General features: G+C 73.4%; 9 protein-coding genes and 7 pseudogenes. 8 read left to right on the plus strand and 8 right to left on the minus strand.

Annotated features, from left to right (window positions below):
- Positions 1–280: 280 nt before the first annotated feature.
- From UG55_RS16130 to UG55_RS16140, 4 genes and pseudogenes are all read right to left on the minus strand, one after another.
- Positions 281–1,162, minus strand: a complete 882-nt coding sequence (locus UG55_RS16130) for a DUF1003 domain-containing protein (protein WP_083986867.1) — start codon at positions 1,160–1,162, stop codon at positions 281–283.
- On the minus strand, positions 1,159–2,526 hold the full coding sequence (locus UG55_RS16135; protein WP_066069430.1) for a magnesium transporter MgtE N-terminal domain-containing protein: 1,368 nt from the start codon (positions 2,524–2,526) through the stop codon (positions 1,159–1,161). Before UG55_RS16135 ends, UG55_RS16130 begins: the two co-directional genes overlap by 4 nt.
- A gap of 169 nt (positions 2,527–2,695) precedes the next feature.
- A partial coding sequence (locus UG55_RS45460) for a hypothetical protein (RefSeq protein ID WP_255360494.1) occupies positions 2,696–2,785 on the minus strand: 90 nt, incomplete at its 5' end.
- Position 2,786: 1 nt separating this feature from the next.
- Positions 2,787–4,183, minus strand: a pseudogene (locus tag UG55_RS16140) (TerD family protein); the annotation flags it as partial.
- A 79-nt stretch (positions 4,184–4,262) separates the two neighbouring features.
- On the opposite strand from UG55_RS16140, the gene UG55_RS16145 reads away from it, so the two are divergent.
- Positions 4,263–5,024 carry a suppressor of fused domain protein gene (locus UG55_RS16145; protein ID WP_083986868.1) on the plus strand — a complete coding sequence of 254 codons (762 nt, stop codon included), beginning with the start codon at positions 4,263–4,265 and terminating at the stop codon, positions 5,022–5,024.
- Positions 5,025–5,213: 189 nt separating this feature from the next.
- On the opposite strand, the pseudogene UG55_RS16150 reads toward UG55_RS16145, so the two are convergent.
- Together UG55_RS16150 and UG55_RS29150 are read right to left on the minus strand one after the other, a co-directional pair.
- Positions 5,214–6,552 (minus strand): annotated as a pseudogene (locus UG55_RS16150) (aldehyde dehydrogenase family protein); the annotation flags it as partial.
- Positions 6,549–6,692, minus strand: coding sequence for a hypothetical protein (locus UG55_RS29150; RefSeq protein ID WP_157901522.1), 144 nt, complete (start codon positions 6,690–6,692; stop codon positions 6,549–6,551). The pseudogene UG55_RS16150 and the gene UG55_RS29150, both read right to left, overlap by 4 nt.
- 388 nt (positions 6,693–7,080) lie before the next feature.
- Between UG55_RS29150 and UG55_RS37895 the strand changes: the two genes are divergently transcribed.
- The 7 genes and pseudogenes from UG55_RS37895 to UG55_RS37915 form a co-directional block, all read left to right on the plus strand.
- Positions 7,081–7,457: aminotransferase class III-fold pyridoxal phosphate-dependent enzyme (locus UG55_RS37895; protein WP_242424619.1), on the plus strand; the 377-nt coding region annotated here is incomplete at its 3' end.
- Between the two features lies 1 nt (position 7,458).
- Positions 7,459–8,490 (plus strand): annotated as a pseudogene (locus UG55_RS16155) (aminotransferase class III-fold pyridoxal phosphate-dependent enzyme); the annotation flags it as partial.
- A gap of 139 nt (positions 8,491–8,629) precedes the next feature.
- The gene (locus tag UG55_RS16160; protein ID WP_066069442.1) at positions 8,630–9,259 is read left to right on the plus strand and encodes a DUF6758 family protein; all 630 of its coding nucleotides are present in this window, start codon (positions 8,630–8,632) and stop codon (positions 9,257–9,259) included.
- Positions 9,260–9,491: 232 nt separating this feature from the next.
- Positions 9,492–9,669 (plus strand): annotated as a pseudogene (locus UG55_RS37900) (cytochrome ubiquinol oxidase subunit I); the annotation flags it as partial.
- Between the two features lies 1 nt (position 9,670).
- Positions 9,671–9,982, plus strand: a pseudogene (locus UG55_RS37905) (cbb3-type cytochrome c oxidase subunit I); the annotation flags it as partial.
- 1 nt (position 9,983) lies between these two features.
- Positions 9,984–10,298, plus strand: a pseudogene (locus UG55_RS37910) (cbb3-type cytochrome c oxidase subunit I); the annotation flags it as partial.
- A gap of 1 nt (position 10,299) precedes the next feature.
- Positions 10,300–11,177 (plus strand): annotated as a pseudogene (locus UG55_RS37915) (cbb3-type cytochrome c oxidase subunit I); the annotation flags it as partial.
- Between the two features lie 22 nt (positions 11,178–11,199).
- Here UG55_RS37915 and UG55_RS16170 read toward each other — a convergent pair.
- On the minus strand, positions 11,200–12,210 hold the full coding sequence (locus UG55_RS16170) for a diacylglycerol kinase family protein (RefSeq protein ID WP_083986870.1): 1,011 nt from the start codon (positions 12,208–12,210) through the stop codon (positions 11,200–11,202).
- A 921-nt stretch (positions 12,211–13,131) separates the two neighbouring features.
- The gene (locus tag UG55_RS16175; protein WP_066069448.1) at positions 13,132–14,790 is read right to left on the minus strand and encodes an alkaline phosphatase; all 1,659 of its coding nucleotides are present in this window, start codon (positions 14,788–14,790) and stop codon (positions 13,132–13,134) included.
- Between the last annotated feature and the right edge of the window lie 184 nt (positions 14,791–14,974).

The raw sequence follows: 14,974 nt of genomic DNA on the forward strand, positions 1-14,974 counted from the left end.
AGGTCTTTAGTCGCCGTATCGCTACATCCGCGCCGGCCGCTGAAACGCTGACCGCCGCTGTCAGATCACTGAAACGCTCCCCCCCGGCCCTAGCTCCGGCCTCGGCCCCGGCCCCGGCCCCTGCGGCGCCGGCCCCGGCCTCGCGCCGGGTGAGGCCCTCGGCCGGTCACGAGGTGCCGAAGCGGACGTACCAGCCGGTTCCACGCCGCGGTCGCCGGAGAGATCCACGCCTCGGCGACGCAAGACCAACCGCCCCGGTACGCGAGACCGGCCGCCCCGGTCACTCCGGCTCCGGCGGCGTGGGGCTCGATGAGTGCCCCGACGAGTCCCCGGAGGTCGAGGCCCCTCCCGGGCCTCCAGGCCCTCCCGATCCTCCAGGCCCTCCCGATCCTCCAGGCCCTCCCGATCCTCCAGGCCCTCCCGATCCTCCCGAAGCACCGGGTCCTCCCGAACCACCCGCGCTGCCCGAGGTCACCGATTTCCCCAGCCGCGCCGCCGACCCCGACCCCGACCCCGACCGCGCCGCCGACCCCGCCGACCCCGACCCCGACCCCGACCCCGACCGCACCGAGGTCGCGGATCGCGCCGGCCCGCTGACGCCGTTCGGCACGGCGGGCACGCTCTCCTGGCGGCGGTGGCGCTCCCGCCGGTCCTTCCGGCTCCGCTCGCCGCGGGTGGCGGTGCCGTCCAGATCGGCCAGCAGTGCCCGCAGCTCGGAACGCAGGAAGTCCCGGCTGGCCAGGTCCCCGATGGAGATCCGCATCGCGGCGAGTTCCCGGGCCAGGTACCCGCTGTCGTCCTGCAGACGCAACGACACCTCCCGGTCCTGCGCGAGGTTCGCGCGGTCCCGGTCGTCCTGCCTGTTCTGCGCCAGCAGGATCAGCGGGGCGGCGTAGGCGGCCTGCAACGACAGGGCGAGGGTAAGGAAAATGAACGGATAGTTGTCGAAGCGCAGCCATGACGGCGCGAAGATGTTGTAGGCGAGCCACATCACGATCACCACCGTCTGCACGGCGATGAAACGGGCGGTGCCGAGGAAGCGCGCGATCCGCTCGGCGACGCGACCGAACGCGTCCGGCTCGTAGCTGGGCCGGATGTCCGCCCGCCGTGACGCGCGCGGCTGGTCGAGCCGCTCACCGCGCCTGCGCAGCAGCCCGCTCATGTCGCCGCCGGAGCGCTGCCCACCTCACCGCGCCCGCCCGGGTCGGGATCACCGGCCGGGGGTGCGCTCATGACTCCCGGCGTCCCGCCGACCAGGACGTCCGAGGTGAGCTGGCGCTCCCGCCAGTCGGATGGCAGCAGGTGGTCCAGCACGTCGTCCACGGTCACCACCCCCACCAGCCGGCCCGCGTCGTCCAGGACGGGTGCCGCGACCAGGTTGTACGACGCGAGGTGACGTGTCACCTCGGGCAGCGGGGTATCGGGGCGCAGCGGGGTGATGTCGACGTCGATGACGCCGCCGACCAGCGTGCTGGGCGGTTCGCGCAGCAACCGCTGGAAGTGCGCGAGCCCCAGGTAGCGCCCGGTCGGCGTCTCGTACGGGGGGCGGACCACATACACCTGGGCGGCCAGGGCCGGGGAGAGTTCGGGTGCGCGCACGCGGGCCAGCGCCTCGGCGACCGTCGCGTTCGGGGCGAGCACGACCGGCTCGCTCGTCATCATGCCGCCCGCGGTGTCGTCCGCGTAGACCAGCAGGCGGCGCACGGGGGCCGCCTCCTCCGGCTGCATGAGGCGCAGCAGCTGCTCGGCCTCGTCGGTGGGCAGCTCACCCAGCAGGTCGGCGGCGTCGTCGGGGCCCATCGCCTCCAGCACGTCGGCCGCCCGCTCGGCGGCCAGCCCGCCGAGCAGCTCCACCTGCTCGTCCTCGGGCAGCTCCTCCAGGACGTCCGCCAGCCGCTCGTCGTCGAGGGCGGCCGCGACCTCGGCCCGCCGCTTGCTCGACAGATGATGCAGCAGCGACGCGAGGTCGGCCGGCCGCAGTTTCTCGAAGGCGGCCAGCAGGTTCGCCGCGCCCTGCCCCTCCTCCGGCAGCGAGAAGCCGGTCACCTCGTCCCAGCTCACGGTGCGGACCTCGCCGCGGCGGCCGCGGCCGACCCGCACCGCCACCTGGTCGAGGATCCAGTCGCCGGAGCGGGTCGGCTCGATGGCGGCGTCGACGACGGTCACCTCCCGGCCGGCGGGCGCGGACGAGTCCGCGCCCGGCAGGACCAGGGTGACCCGGCGGTCGAGCAGTTCGGCGAGTACCCGGGTCTCGTTGGGGCGCTGCGCGAAGCGGCGCCAGCTCAGCCGCGCGGACGACAGCACCACCGCACCGGACTCGACCCCGGTCACCCGTGAGATCGGTACGAAGATCGGACGGCGCTGCACCTCCACGGCCAGCCCCAGCACCCGCGGCGGCTCGTGCCCCAGCCGCAGCGTGACGATCACGTCGTGCACCCGGCCCACCTGATCGCCGTTGGGGTCGAGCACGAGCAGGCCGGCGAGCCGGCGGCAGTAGACCCGGGCCGGGCCGGGCCGGGCGGTCATCGGCGTCCTCGGCCCGGGAGACGAGCGGGGGCAGGCACAGCGGTCACGGCGGGAGGCTACCCGTGCACCGGCCCGGCGCAACCCGCCGGGAGGCGAGGCCGCGCGCATCACACCGCGGCCGTGCCTGCCAGCGCGGCCGGAAACCAGATCAGCGCGGTCAGAGGCGCGGTCAGAGGTACTGCCGGGACGGCCCGACCATCGCGCGCACGGTGCGCCCGTCGTGGAACTCCCCGATGGCCGTCATAGCCCAGGTGGGCGCNCCCGGCTCCCGCCGCAGGCGGCACATGACCAGCCCGGTCGCCGGCTTCGACTCCGACAGGTCGAAGCGAACCAGCTCCTGGTTCGTCTGGTCGTCGATGAGCCGGCAGAAGGCGTTTCTGATGTCGGTGAACGACTGCCCGCCGAAGCTGTTCACCGTGAAGATCAGGCTCACCACGTTCGGCGGCAGCGCGCCGAGGTCGACGAAGATCGTCTCATCGTCGCCCTCACCCTGACCGGTCAGGTTGTCGCCCGAATGGCGCACCGCGCCGCGGGCGCCCTTCTTCGACATGAACCAGACCTTGTCCACGTCCTTGCCGCGCTCGTCGAACAGGATGCACGAGGCGTCGAGGTCGATGGACCGGCCCTGCTGGGCGGGATCCCAGCCGAGCCCCATCCGGACCCGGGCGAGCGGCGGCGCCCCGGTCTTGACCAGTGACACGCTCTGGCCCTTGCGCAGCGAGACCCGGCCCTTGTCCAGGTTCACCCGGCCAGTCTCGGCGCCCGCGGCCGGCGGCGGGCCGCCCGCCGGAGGACCCCACTGCTGACCACCCGCCGGGGGCGGGGGCGGCGGGCCCCACTGCTGACCAGGCGGGGGAGGCGGCGGGCCCCACTGCTGACCAGGCGGCGGGGGCGGCGGGCCCCACTGCTGACCAGGCGGCGGGGGCGGCGCACCCCAGTGCTGACCAGGCGGCGGGGGCGGCGGGCCCCACTGCTGACCAGGCGGGGGAGGCGGACCCCACGGAGCCCCGGCGGGCGGCGGGGATACGACCTGGGTCGGGGCGTCGTAGTGCGCCGGCGGAGACGGCGGAACGGGCGGAACGGGCGGAACGGGCGGCGCGGGCGGCGCGGGCGGCGGAGCCTGCACCGCGCCGGCCTGGGCGGACCCGGCACTCCCGCTGCCCGGGTCGTCGACCGTGATACCGAAATCCGTCGCGATACCCGCCAACCCGGAGGCGTACCCCTGCCCGACGGCACGCACCTTCCAGGCCCCGGCCCGGCGGTACAGCTCGACGAGCACCAGCGCCGTCTCGGTGCTCAGGCCGGCCGGGTCGAAACGCGCGATCTCCTGACCGCGGTTGTCCCGAACGGCCACCGCAAGACCACGGACAGCGGCGAACGTCGGCGGCCCGGAGCCGTCCAGGCTGCCGGTCACCACCACCTTGTCGATGTCGGACGGCACCGCCGTGAGGGTGAGCTCAAGCGCCGACGGCGGAGCGAGGCGAACCCCCGGGCCGGCCGGCTGGTTGAAGAAGACGAAGTCCGCGTCGCCCCGCACCTTGCCGGACGCCGTCACCAGCAGCGCGGCGATGTCGAGAGGCGTGGACGAGAAGATCTCGACCCGCAGGTCGGTCGTCGGCAGCGCAGCGTTCGCACCCTTGCTGAGCACCTGTGCCATCTGACCCTCCGATCCGCCGTCACACCAGCCCGCCGTCACAACGAACAGATGCGGCGTCGCGATCCTACGATCGACCGCTATGGGCGCAACCAATGATCCGGCGCACGACACCCCCTCTGGAGCTCACCGACCGCACAGCGGAGCCAGCCAACCGCACGGCGGCGCCGGCCACCCACACGGCGGAGCCGGCCACCCGGCCGGCGCCGACCTGAGCGGTGACGAGGTCCTCCGGCGGGTCGAGGGGCATCTCACCGGCTGGTTCGGCCCGGACAGCGGGCGGGCCAGCCTCACCTTCCTCGGTGCCGATCCGGTCGAGGTCCTGCGGTTCGGCCCCGACCCCGACGGTGTCGTCCGATATGTGACGCTCGGGATGGCTCGGGAACCGATGTCCCCCGCCGAGTCGACCGTGCGCGATCCCGCCGGGCCGCGGGCCGAGCTCGTGCTCTCGCTGCGCGGCCGGCGTGATGATGCCGCCCGGGCGCTGGCCGTACTCGCCTCGGTACCGGTGGTCGAGGGCCGGCCGGTGGTGGCGGGCAGCGGGCTCGATCTCGGCGAGCCGCTGTGGGACGGCGGGCGCTTCACCGCCGTCCTGGTGGGCGAGCCGGGCGGGCTGGTCCCCGACCTTCCGCTCGCCGCCGGCGACCAGCTCTCCGCCGCGGAGCGGCCCGCCGGGGCGGCCCCGGCCGTCCCGGCTCCGGTCCAGTTCCTCCCGCTGCTGCCGATGACGCCCAACGAGGCGGCGTACAAGCGCGTACACGGCGCCACCGCGATACGCCAGCGCTGGCTGGACGCCGGAACCGACCTTCGGGACCCGGACCGCGCCGAGGTGGGCCTGAGCTGAGCGGCCGGCGCGGGATCAGCGCCCCGCGCCCGCGCCCCGCGCCCGCGCCCGCGCCCGCGAACAGTTCTCGCCCCCCGGGACTCGAAGCCCGGGATCACAGCTCGACGCCGGCCAGGACCATCACCCGCTCCACCGTCAGGTCCGCCATCGCCGCCCCCACGCCCTCCCGGCCCAGCCCGGAGCCCTTCNCCCCGCCGTAGGGCATCTGGTCGGCCCGGTAGGACGGCACATCCCCGATGATCACACCGCCGACCTCCAGCGCACGATGGGCTCGGAAGGCCGTCCCGAGATCGCGGGTGAACACGCCGGCCTGCAGACCGTAGGAACTGTCGTTCACCCGGGCCAGACCGTCGTCCAGGCCGTCGACGGGCTCGAGCACGAGAACAGGGCCGAACACCTCCTCACTGACCACCGTCGCGTCCCGCGGGACGCCGGTCAGCACCGTCGGCGCGAAGGCGGTTCCCTGCGCGATGCCACCGCACAGCACGGTCGCGCCCCGGGCCACCGCCTCCCGCACCCAGGCACCGACCCGCTCCGCGGCGGCACCGTCGATCAGGGGGCCGACGTCGGTCGCCGGGTCGGCGGGGTCGCCGCCGCGCAGCTCGGCGACGGCGGCGACGATCTCCTCGCGGGCGCGCGGGTAGAGCGTCCGGTCGACGAACACCCGCTGGACGGCGATGCAGGACTGGCCGGCCTGGTAGTTCGAGAACAGCGCGATCCGCCGGGCCGCGTGGCGCAGGTCCGCCGGGTCGGAGTAGTCGGCGGCGACCAGGACCGCCGCGTTGCCGCCGAGCTCGAGGACGACGTGCTTGCGCGGCACCGCGTCCCTGATCCCCCAGCCGACCCGGGCCGAGCCGGTGAAGGACACGACCGGCAGCCTCGGGTCGGCGATCAGGGCGGGCATCTGCTCGTCGGTGACCGGGAGGACCGACCAGGACCCCTCGGGCAGATCGGTCCCGGCGAGCAGCTCACCGAGCAGCAGCGCGGACAGCGGGGTCCGTGGGGCGGGTTTCACGATGATCGGCGCGCCGGCGGCGATCGCGGGTGCGACCTTGTGCGCCACCAGGTGCAGCGGGAAGCTGAACGGCGCGATGCCCAGCACCGGGCCGATCGGGAAGCGCCGGGTCAGCGCGATGCGTCCCTCACCGGTCGGGTCCGTGTCGAGCCGGTCGACCTCCCCGGCGAACCGGCGGGCCTCCTCCGCGCCCCAGCGGAAGGTGGAGGAGGCGCGCGCGACCTCGGCGCGCGCCCAGGTGATCGGCTTGCCCGACTCGCTGGTGATCAGGCTGGCGATCTCGTCGCCGCGCCGGGCGATCTCCCGGGAGACGCTGCTGAGCGCGCCGGCACGCACATGGGCGGGCAGCGCCGCACAGGCGCGCGCCGCGGCGGCGGCCGCCGCGAGCGCCTCCTCGACGTCGGACGCCCCCGGCCGCGCGACGGTGGCGACGATCCGGCCGTCGTAGGGGCTGCGGACCGCGAAGGTCGCCGCGGCCGTGCGCCGCCGGCCCGCGACCCAGAACCCGGTCACCGGCGCTTCCGCCGGGCCGCCACCACCACCGTCGCCGCCACGACCGCCACCGCCACCGCCACCGCCACGGGCACCGGCACCGCCACCGCCACCGGCGCCACCGCCAGCGGCACCGCCACCGGCGCCCGGGCGCGCGCCACCGCCGGAACCCGGGCGCGCGCCACCTCTGCCGGCGCGCCGCGGGCCCGTCCCGGCGCCGGACGGACGACCGATCCACGGACCGGCGACGGGTCCGCCAGCCCCGCTGCCAGGTCCGGGTCTCCCGGTACCGCCGTCCTCGATCACCGCTACCACCATCTCCTCACCGACGCGGACAAGCGCCTCGCCCCGCGCCCGGCGCCACGGATTCCCCACCNGTCGGAATCCACAGGACAACAAGTAACCACGACAGGACTATCGCGACTCATCCGGTACCCGGCTTCGCCACCGGTGGCTGACTGCCCGTGACCCACCCCAGCCCGAGCAGGGACTCCTACACTCGGTCACGCATCTGACACGGAAGGGCACGTCGGGGCGCCAGGAGGACTCATGCGAGGGACGGACACCGTTCACCGGCCACTGCGCGGCGGCCCCGGCCTGCCGCAGGTGCGGCGGCTGGTCACCCCGATTCCCGGGCCCCGCTCAACGGAGCTCGCCCGGCGCCGGGCCCGCGCCGTCGCCCGTGGGGTCGGCGAGACGCTGCCGGTCTACGCGGCCGCGGCCGGCGGCGGCGTGCTGGTGGACGTCGACGGCAACTCGCTGATCGACTTCGGCTCCGGCATCGCCGTGGTCAACGTCGGCAACTCGGCCGACGCCGTGGTCCACAACCTGACCGAACAGGCCGGGAACTTCACCCACACCTGCTTCATGATCACGCCCTACGAGGGCTATGTCGCCGTGTGCGAGGAGCTCGCCCGGCTGACTCCNGGCAGCCACGAGAAACGCTCGGCGCTGTTCAACTCCGGCGCGGAGGCGGTCGAGAACGCGGTCAAGATAGCCCGCTCGCACACCGGACGGCCCGCCGTCGTCGCCTTCACCCACGCCTACCACGGCCGCACCAACCTGACGATGGCCCTCACCGCCAAGTCGATGCCCTACAAGGCGGGCTTCGGGCCGTTCGCGCCGGAGATCTACCGGGTGCCGATGGCCTACCCGTACCGCTGGCCCGGCGGTGCCGCCGCCTGCGGCGAGCAGGCCGCCGCCCAGGTCGTCGACACGATCACCGCGGAGATCGGCGCGCGGAACGTCGCCGCGGTCGTGATCGAACCGATCCAGGGCGAGGGCGGCTTCATCGTGCCCGGGGCCGGTTTCCTGCCGGCGCTGGCGGAGTTCTGCCGGGCGGCCGGGATCGTCCTCGTCGCGGACGAGGTGCAGACCGGGTTCGGCCGCACCGGCGATCTCTTCGCCTGCGAGTACGAGCGCGTCGTCCCGGACATCATCGTGACCGGCAAGGGCATCGCCGGCGGCCTGCCGCTCGCGGCCGTCACCGGTCGGGCGGAGATCATGGACTCGCCGCAGGTCGGCGGGTTGGGCGGAACCTACGGCGGCAACCCGCTGGCCTGTGCCGCCGCGCTGGGCGCGATCGCCACCCTGGAGCGGGACAACCTCGTGGCCCGGGCCCGGCTGATCGAGCGGATCGCGATGCCGCGACTGCGGGCACTGGGTGAGCGGTATCCGTTCGTCGGTGACGTACGCGGCCGCGGGGCGATGCTCGCGCTGGAACTCGTCGCCACCGGCCCGCCCGTCGCCGGCCGGGTGGCGCCGCCGCCCGACCGCGCGGCGGCGGTGGCCTGCGCCGCCGCGGCCCACCGCCGCGGGCTCGTCCTGCTCACCGCCGGCACCTGGGGCAACGTGCTGCGGCTGCTGCCACCGCTGGTCATTCCGGAACATCTGCTCATCGAAGGGCTGGACATTCTGGAGGAAGTCGTCGAGGAGGTCGCCCGGCACCGCCAGCTGTGAGGAGTCGGATCCGCCTCACCGGGCATCAATCGTCCATCAGCCGCATCTGGAGGCAGAGGATGCCCGTGGATCCCGATCTGACAGACAGTGCCGTAGGGGACCGGTCGACCGGCCCGCGCCGAGCCTGCGAGGGCGGGCGGTGACCGCCCCGCCGGTATGCCCGGCCTGCCTTGGCGAACTGGCACCGCCGGACGTGTGGAGCGACCGGTGGCGCTGCGACCGGCATGGCGATGTGGAGCCGTTCCACGAGGCACGGTCCTCGCGCGAGCAGGTTCTCCACTCCCTGCGGCAGACCAGCCGAGTGCCGGTGTGGCTGCCCTCGCCGATGCCGGTGCACTGGTTCGTGAGCGGCGTCGGCTGGGCCGGCGACGACCGCACCGGTGCGCACGCGACGGCGATCTCCGCCGGTGGCCCGTCGCCGGTGGGCGGTCCCGCCGAGATGATCCTGGTGGCCGAGTCACCGCGGGTCGGTCTCGGCACCAGGCTCGCCGGCCTCACCGCGCCGGACCCCGAACGCCTCGACGAGGTGCCGGAGGCGAAGGTGGAGGCGGCGGGGCACCCGACCGCGCTCTGGCCGGTGGCGGCCCCACCCGACCGCGCGGCGTTCGTCGGCGAGGCGCTCGGAGTCTGGCTGTGGTGCGTGCTGTGGCCGGCCGACGCGGCGCTGCTGCTGATGGAACATCTGGTGATCGAGGACCTGCGGGACAATCCGACGCTCGTCGACCGGCTGCTGTTCGGCGCCGGCGGCTCCCACCTCTCCGCGCTCTGACTTCCGCCCGCGGGTGAGCGCCCGGGCCGGCGCTCCGGGAATCCGCCGGGAAATCGGTGCACCGAAAGGGCCGCGTGGCGGTTCCCGCCCCATCTCCGGTGTTTTGTCGTGGTCAGGACGGTCGGTGGCGGTGTTCCGACCCTCCGGTGCCGGCACAACTAACCCACACGGCCGCCGGCGCCGCGTTAGACTCCTGCCGCCCTCGTCCGCCGCGCCAGAGCCGGGAGCCGGAGTGACTCTTCTACGCGAACCGCCCGGCCATATCGCGGAGCCCGCCGATCCCAGGCACGTGCGGCAGCGCGTCCACCTACTCGGCTACCTGCGTACCACCTCGCACAAGGACATCGCCGTAATGTACGCGGTGACGTCCTTCGCCTTCTTCGTCTTCGGTGGCGTGCTGGCGATGATGANGCGCGCCGAGCTGGCCCGGCCGGGCCTGCAGTACTTCTCGAACGAGCAGTACAACCAGCTCTTCACGATGCACGGCACGCTCATGCTGCTCATGTTCGCGACGCCGCTGGCGTTCGCGTTCGCGAACTTCCTGGTGCCGCTGCAGATCGGCTCCCCGGACGTCGCCTTCCCCCGGCTGAACGCCATGTCCTACTGGTTCTTCCTGTTCGGCTCGCTCACCGTCGTCGCCGGCTTCCTCACCCCGGACGGGGCCGCGAGCTTCGGCTGGTTCGCCTACGCCCCGCTGAACAACGAGATTTACAGCCCGGGAACNGGGTCGGACCTGTGGATCCTGGGCCTCGTCGTCTCCGGCCTGGGCACCATCCTCGGCGGGGTCAACATGGCCACGACGATCATGGTGCTGCGCGCGCCCGGCATGACGATGTTCCGCCTGCCGATCTTCTGCTGGACCTTCCTGATCACGTCCATTCTGGTGATCGTGGCGTTCCCCGTCCTCGCCGGTGCGCTGCTCGCCCTGGAGGCCGACCGGCGGTTCGGTGCCCACGTGTTCGACGCCCAGAACGGCGGCGCCATCCTCTGGCAGCACCTGTTCTGGTTCTTCGGGCATCCCGAGGTCTACATCATCGCCNTGCCGTTCTTCGGCATCATCAGCGAGATCATCCCCGTCTTCTCCCGAAAGCCCGTCTTCGGCTACAAGGGCCTGGTGCTGGCCACGATCGCCATCGGCGTCCTGTCCGTCGTGGTCTGGGCACACCACATGTTCGTCACCGGCGCCGTGCTGCTGCCGTTCTTCGCCATCACGTCGTTCCTGATCGCCGTCCCGACCGGCATCAAGTTCTTCAACTGGATCGGGACGATGTGGCGCGGCAATCTCAGCTTCGAGACCCCCATGCTGTTCTGCCTCGGGTTCCTGGTGACCTTCCTGCTCGGCGGGCTCACCGGGGTGATGCTGGCCAGCCCGCCCATCGACTTCCACGTGAGCGACAGCTACTTCGTGGTCGCCCACTTCCACTACGTGGTGTTCGGGACGGTCGTCTTCGCCGCATTCGCCGGCACCTACTTCTGGTTCCCGAAGATCACCGGCCGGATGATGGACGAGACCCTCGGGAAGATCCATTTCTGGATGGTCTTCTTCGGTTTCCACCTGACCTTCCTGGTGCAGCACTACCTGGGGGTGCAGGGAATGCCCCGGCGGTACGCCGACTACGGGGCGAACGACGGGTTCACGGCCTGGAACACGCTGTCGACGGCGGGCAGCTTCCTGCTCGGCGTCTCGACCCTGCCGTTCATGTACAACGTGTGGAAGTCCTACCGGCGCGGCCGGCTCGCGATCGTCGACGACCCCTGGGGCTACGCCAACTCGCTGGAATGGGCGACATCCTGCCCACCGCCCCGGCACAACTTCCACCAGCTGCCGCGCATCCGCTCGGAGCGGCCCGCCTTCGACCTGCACTACCCGGAGGTCGCCGGCACCGCCGACTACCACGCGACACCCGAGCTGCGCTGATCTGATCTGAGGAGAGCAGGCGTCAGGTGCGCGGCGGCACCAGCAGGCGCAGCGCCCCCGGCCGGACGACGATCTCGGCCGGGAGGTCGGCGACCGGGTCGCCGTCCGCGTACACCTGGAACGGCCGGTCGGCGTCCACCAGCAGCCGCCGGGCCCGCCGCACCTCGACGTAGGGCACCTCGACGTGCCGCCCGGAGAAGATCCGCGGGAACAGCCGCAGGAAGGTGAACCGGCTGGTCCGCGCGACCAGCACGATCTCCAGCTGGCCGTCGGCGATGTCGGCCGCCGGGGCGAACTTCATCCCCCCGCCGTAGAACGGGCCGTTGGCCGCCCCGACCGTCCAGCCGAGGTGCTCGAACGCCGGCTCGCCGTCGACCGCGACGGTGAAGCGGGCCGGCTTCCACGCCGCCAGTGCCCGCAGCACCGCGTAGGTGTAGACGCTCTGGCCGGAAAGCCGCGTCGTCCGGTTCGCGATCACCTGGACGTCGGAGTCGAACCCGAGGCTCGCAATGCCCAGGAAGGGCACGCCGTTCGCCTCCGGCAGGTCCACCCGGCGCTCGACCGCGCCGACCAGCGCGGTGGCGGCGAGCGCCGGATCGCGCGGGATCCCCAGGCCGCGCGCGAAGTCGTTACCCCGCCCGCCGGGCAGGACGGCCAGCACACCCCCCGCCCGGGCCACGGAACCCGCGACCTTCCCGACCAGGCCATCACCGCCCAGCGCCACCGTGACCCGCCCGTCGGCAACCGCGGCCCGGGCCAGCTCGTCGGCGTGCTCAAGGCTGCGCGTGGTCTCGACCGTGACGTCGTCAGCCCAGCGCGCCAGCGCCGCGCGGACGTCGTCGAGCACCTTCGCGGCCCGGCCCCCGCCCGCCTTCGGGTTGACCACCACCGTCAGCCGTGACTGGTCGATCGCCGCGTCGGCCACAGTCACCGCCGCGGTCTGGGTCGACACCGCGGGCACCTCGGGCACCGCGGGCACCTCGGGCACCGCGAAAACCTCGGGCACACCATCCACACCATCCACGCCGGCCATCACACCCTCCCGCCGCCGCCGAGCCGATCACGGCACAGCCTATGACCCGCCCCGCCCAGCCCAGGGGACGCGTGCGCCACTCCCCCACCGGCTCCGGGCCCCGGCGAGCGCGGCGCAGCCGCCGCGGCGCGGGACCGTTCGACTGACGGGCGAAGCGGCACAGCGGCGCAGCGGCGCAGCCGCTGTCGACCGCGGTATGGATCTCTCCGGCGAGCGCGGCGTGGAACCCGCTGGTACGTCCGCTTCGGCACCTCGTGACCGGCCGAGGGCCTCACCCGGCACGAGGCCGGGGCCGGGGCCGGGGCCGGGGCCGGGGCCGGGGCCGGGGCCGGGGCCGGGGCCGGGGCCGGGGCCGGGGGGAGCGTTTCAGTGATCTGACAGCGGCGGTCAGCGTTTCAGCGGCCGGCGCGGATGTNGCGATACGGCGACTAAAGACCTCTGCGTGTCTCCACGGGAGAGGTATTGACAACCCCGACGGCGAAGGGAGTGCAACCCAGCCGGAAGCGGAGACACAACAAGCCCTTCAGTCGCTGTCGGCGCACACCCGCGGACGGGCGGCCCGGGGGTGGGCGAGGGCTGTTCCGGGGCCTGTGCGCCCACTGAAAGCCCTGGCAGCGGCGTTGCAGCGGCTTCCGCCGGACNCGACGACCCCGCGGCCGCGCGTCGACCACGTCACCGCGGGCCGGCACGCCCGTAGACGGAGTACCGGACGCCGGAAGGAACACGGCGGTGGTGTCCCGAATACCGGACCGGGACCGTCGCACCACGGGCCGGGCCGACCCGCCCCGCCACCGGGGCGCCCCGTCCAATCAGACAGGTCTGTCACCCCAACCCCGAGCCGGCCGCACCCCGACCCCGGGCCAGCCACAGCCACCCGCCCCGGCCACCCGAACCAGCCGAGCTTGATCTACGAGAGATCGCCTATGCCTTCCTGGCTCCGGGCGTACCGGCCTCGACGACCCAGGTCTGGTCCGTCGATGTCGGCGCGCTGCGTTCGTCGATGGTGTCGACGACCCGCATGTCCGCGCGCCATTCGGCGTCCGTCACGGTCACCCGGGTGTAGCCACGGCGGTCGCCGCGGAAGTAGCGCACGTGTGGGTTGAACCGCGCGTTGTTCTCGCGGACGAAATCCTCGCTGATGAGGAAGAACTGCGAGCTGATCGACGTGCACACGAACTCGGTCGCGATCACCGGGGTCTCCGGCCGGTCGAAGTCGACCCGCAGGTCGTTCACCCAGGCACAGTGGATGTCCCCGGCGAGGACCACCGGGTTCGACACGCCGGTATCCCGCACGGCCGAGAGGATCCGCCGCCGGTAGGGCAGGTAGCCGTCGGCCTGGTCGAGGTTGGTGAGCACCTCACCGGCGTTCAGCTGGCCGTGCAGCTGCGCCATCATCGTCTGCTGCGCGATGACGTTCCAGCGGGAGCGGGACGACCGCAGCCCGTCGACGAGCCACATCTCCTGCTGCGCGCCGGTCATGGTGCCGCCGGTGTTGTCCCGGCCCAGACTGACCGCGCCGATCCCGTCCGCGGGCGCGCCGGGCAGCGGCGTCCGGTACTGGCGGGTGTCCAGGACGTTGAGGGTCAGCAGATCACCGAAAGTCAGGCGGCGGTAGATCCGCAGGTCCGACGACCCGGGATCGAGCTGCGCGCGGATCGGCATGTGCTCGTAGTAGGCCTGGTAGGCGGCGGCCCGCTGCCGGGCGAACGCAGCCTGGTCCTGGTGGCGCTCCCCGGTGTCACCGCTCTCGTCCACCAGGCCGGCGTAGTTGTTCTCGGCCTCGTGGTCATCCCAGGCCACCACCCAGGGGGCCGCCAGGTGGGCGGCCTGCAACGCCGGATCGGACTTGTACTGCCCGTAACGGTTCCGGTAGTCGGCCAGGGTCCGGAGCTGGTTGAGCCCAGGCGTCTCCGGGGTGGTGTGACGGCGGTCCGCGAAGCGGCTGTCCGGGTCGTACTCGTAGATGTAGTCCCCAACATGGAGGATGAGATCGGGGTGGTCGGCGGCAATGGCGTCGAACGCCGGCCAGTAGCCGTTCTGGAAGTCCTGGCAGCTCGCGAGCGCGAACGACAGCCGCCCGCCGGCGGTTCCGGCGGCCGCGGCGGTCCGCGTCCGCCCCACGGGGCTCAGGACGTCCCCCGCCCGGAACCGGTAGAAGTAGTCCCGCCCCGGCTCCAGGCCGCGGACGTCCACGTGCACCGAATGCGCGAAGGACGCGGTCGCGAGCTGGGTACCGCCGCGCACGACGTCGGCGAACCTCTCGTCGCGGGCGATCTGCCAGTCGACCTCGACGTCGCGGGCCGGCAGGCCGCCGCCGGCGGTGGGCTCGGGAGCGAGCCTGGTCCAGAGGATCACCCCGTCGGGCAGCGGATCACCGCTGGCGACCCCGAGGGAGAAGACGCCCTCGCGGATCCCGGGGACCGGCGTAGGTGCCCGCATGGTCGGCGCGGCGGACCGAGCGGACCCGGACCCGCCGCCGCACGCGCCCACCGCGGCAGCGAACAGAGCGCCCACCCCGCCCGCCAGAACAGCTCGCCGACCCGGCCGACCGGCAGCCGCGAAGGAACCCTCGCCCCGCATCACAGCCAGATGACACCACAGTGGAGTGAACGGGAAACGGCGGTTGCACAACCTCGCCGCCAACCCTCCGGCCGCTCCCCGGGCTCCGGCCTGCTCACCGGCCGATGGAGTACCGCCCGGGCTCGGCCGGCGCCGGCGAAGTGCTGCCCGGGCGCGGCCGGCCCGGCGAGGGGCCGGCCGCGTC

Origin of the sequence: Frankia sp. EI5c, from assembly GCF_001636565.1 — a bacterium.
In the GTDB taxonomy this organism is placed as follows: domain Bacteria; phylum Actinomycetota; class Actinomycetes; order Frankiales; family Frankiaceae; genus Parafrankia.

Excerpts from the sequence above, each read along its gene's own strand:
- UG55_RS16130 (WP_083986867.1), bottom strand. The coding sequence starts at position 1,162 with ATGAGCGGGCTGCTGCGCAGGCGCGGTGAGCGGCTCGACCAGCCGCGC.
- UG55_RS16175 (WP_066069448.1), bottom strand. The coding sequence starts at position 14,790 with ATGCGGGGCGAGGGTTCCTTCGCGGCTGCCGGTCGGCCGGGTCGGCGA.
- UG55_RS16135 (WP_066069430.1), bottom strand. The coding sequence starts at position 2,526 with ATGACCGCCCGGCCCGGCCCGGCCCGGGTCTACTGCCGCCGGCTCGCC.
- UG55_RS16170 (WP_083986870.1), bottom strand. The coding sequence starts at position 12,210 with ATGGCCGGCGTGGATGGTGTGGATGGTGTGCCCGAGGTTTTCGCGGTG.
- UG55_RS16145 (WP_083986868.1), top strand. The coding sequence starts at position 4,263 with ATGGGCGCAACCAATGATCCGGCGCACGACACCCCCTCTGGAGCTCAC.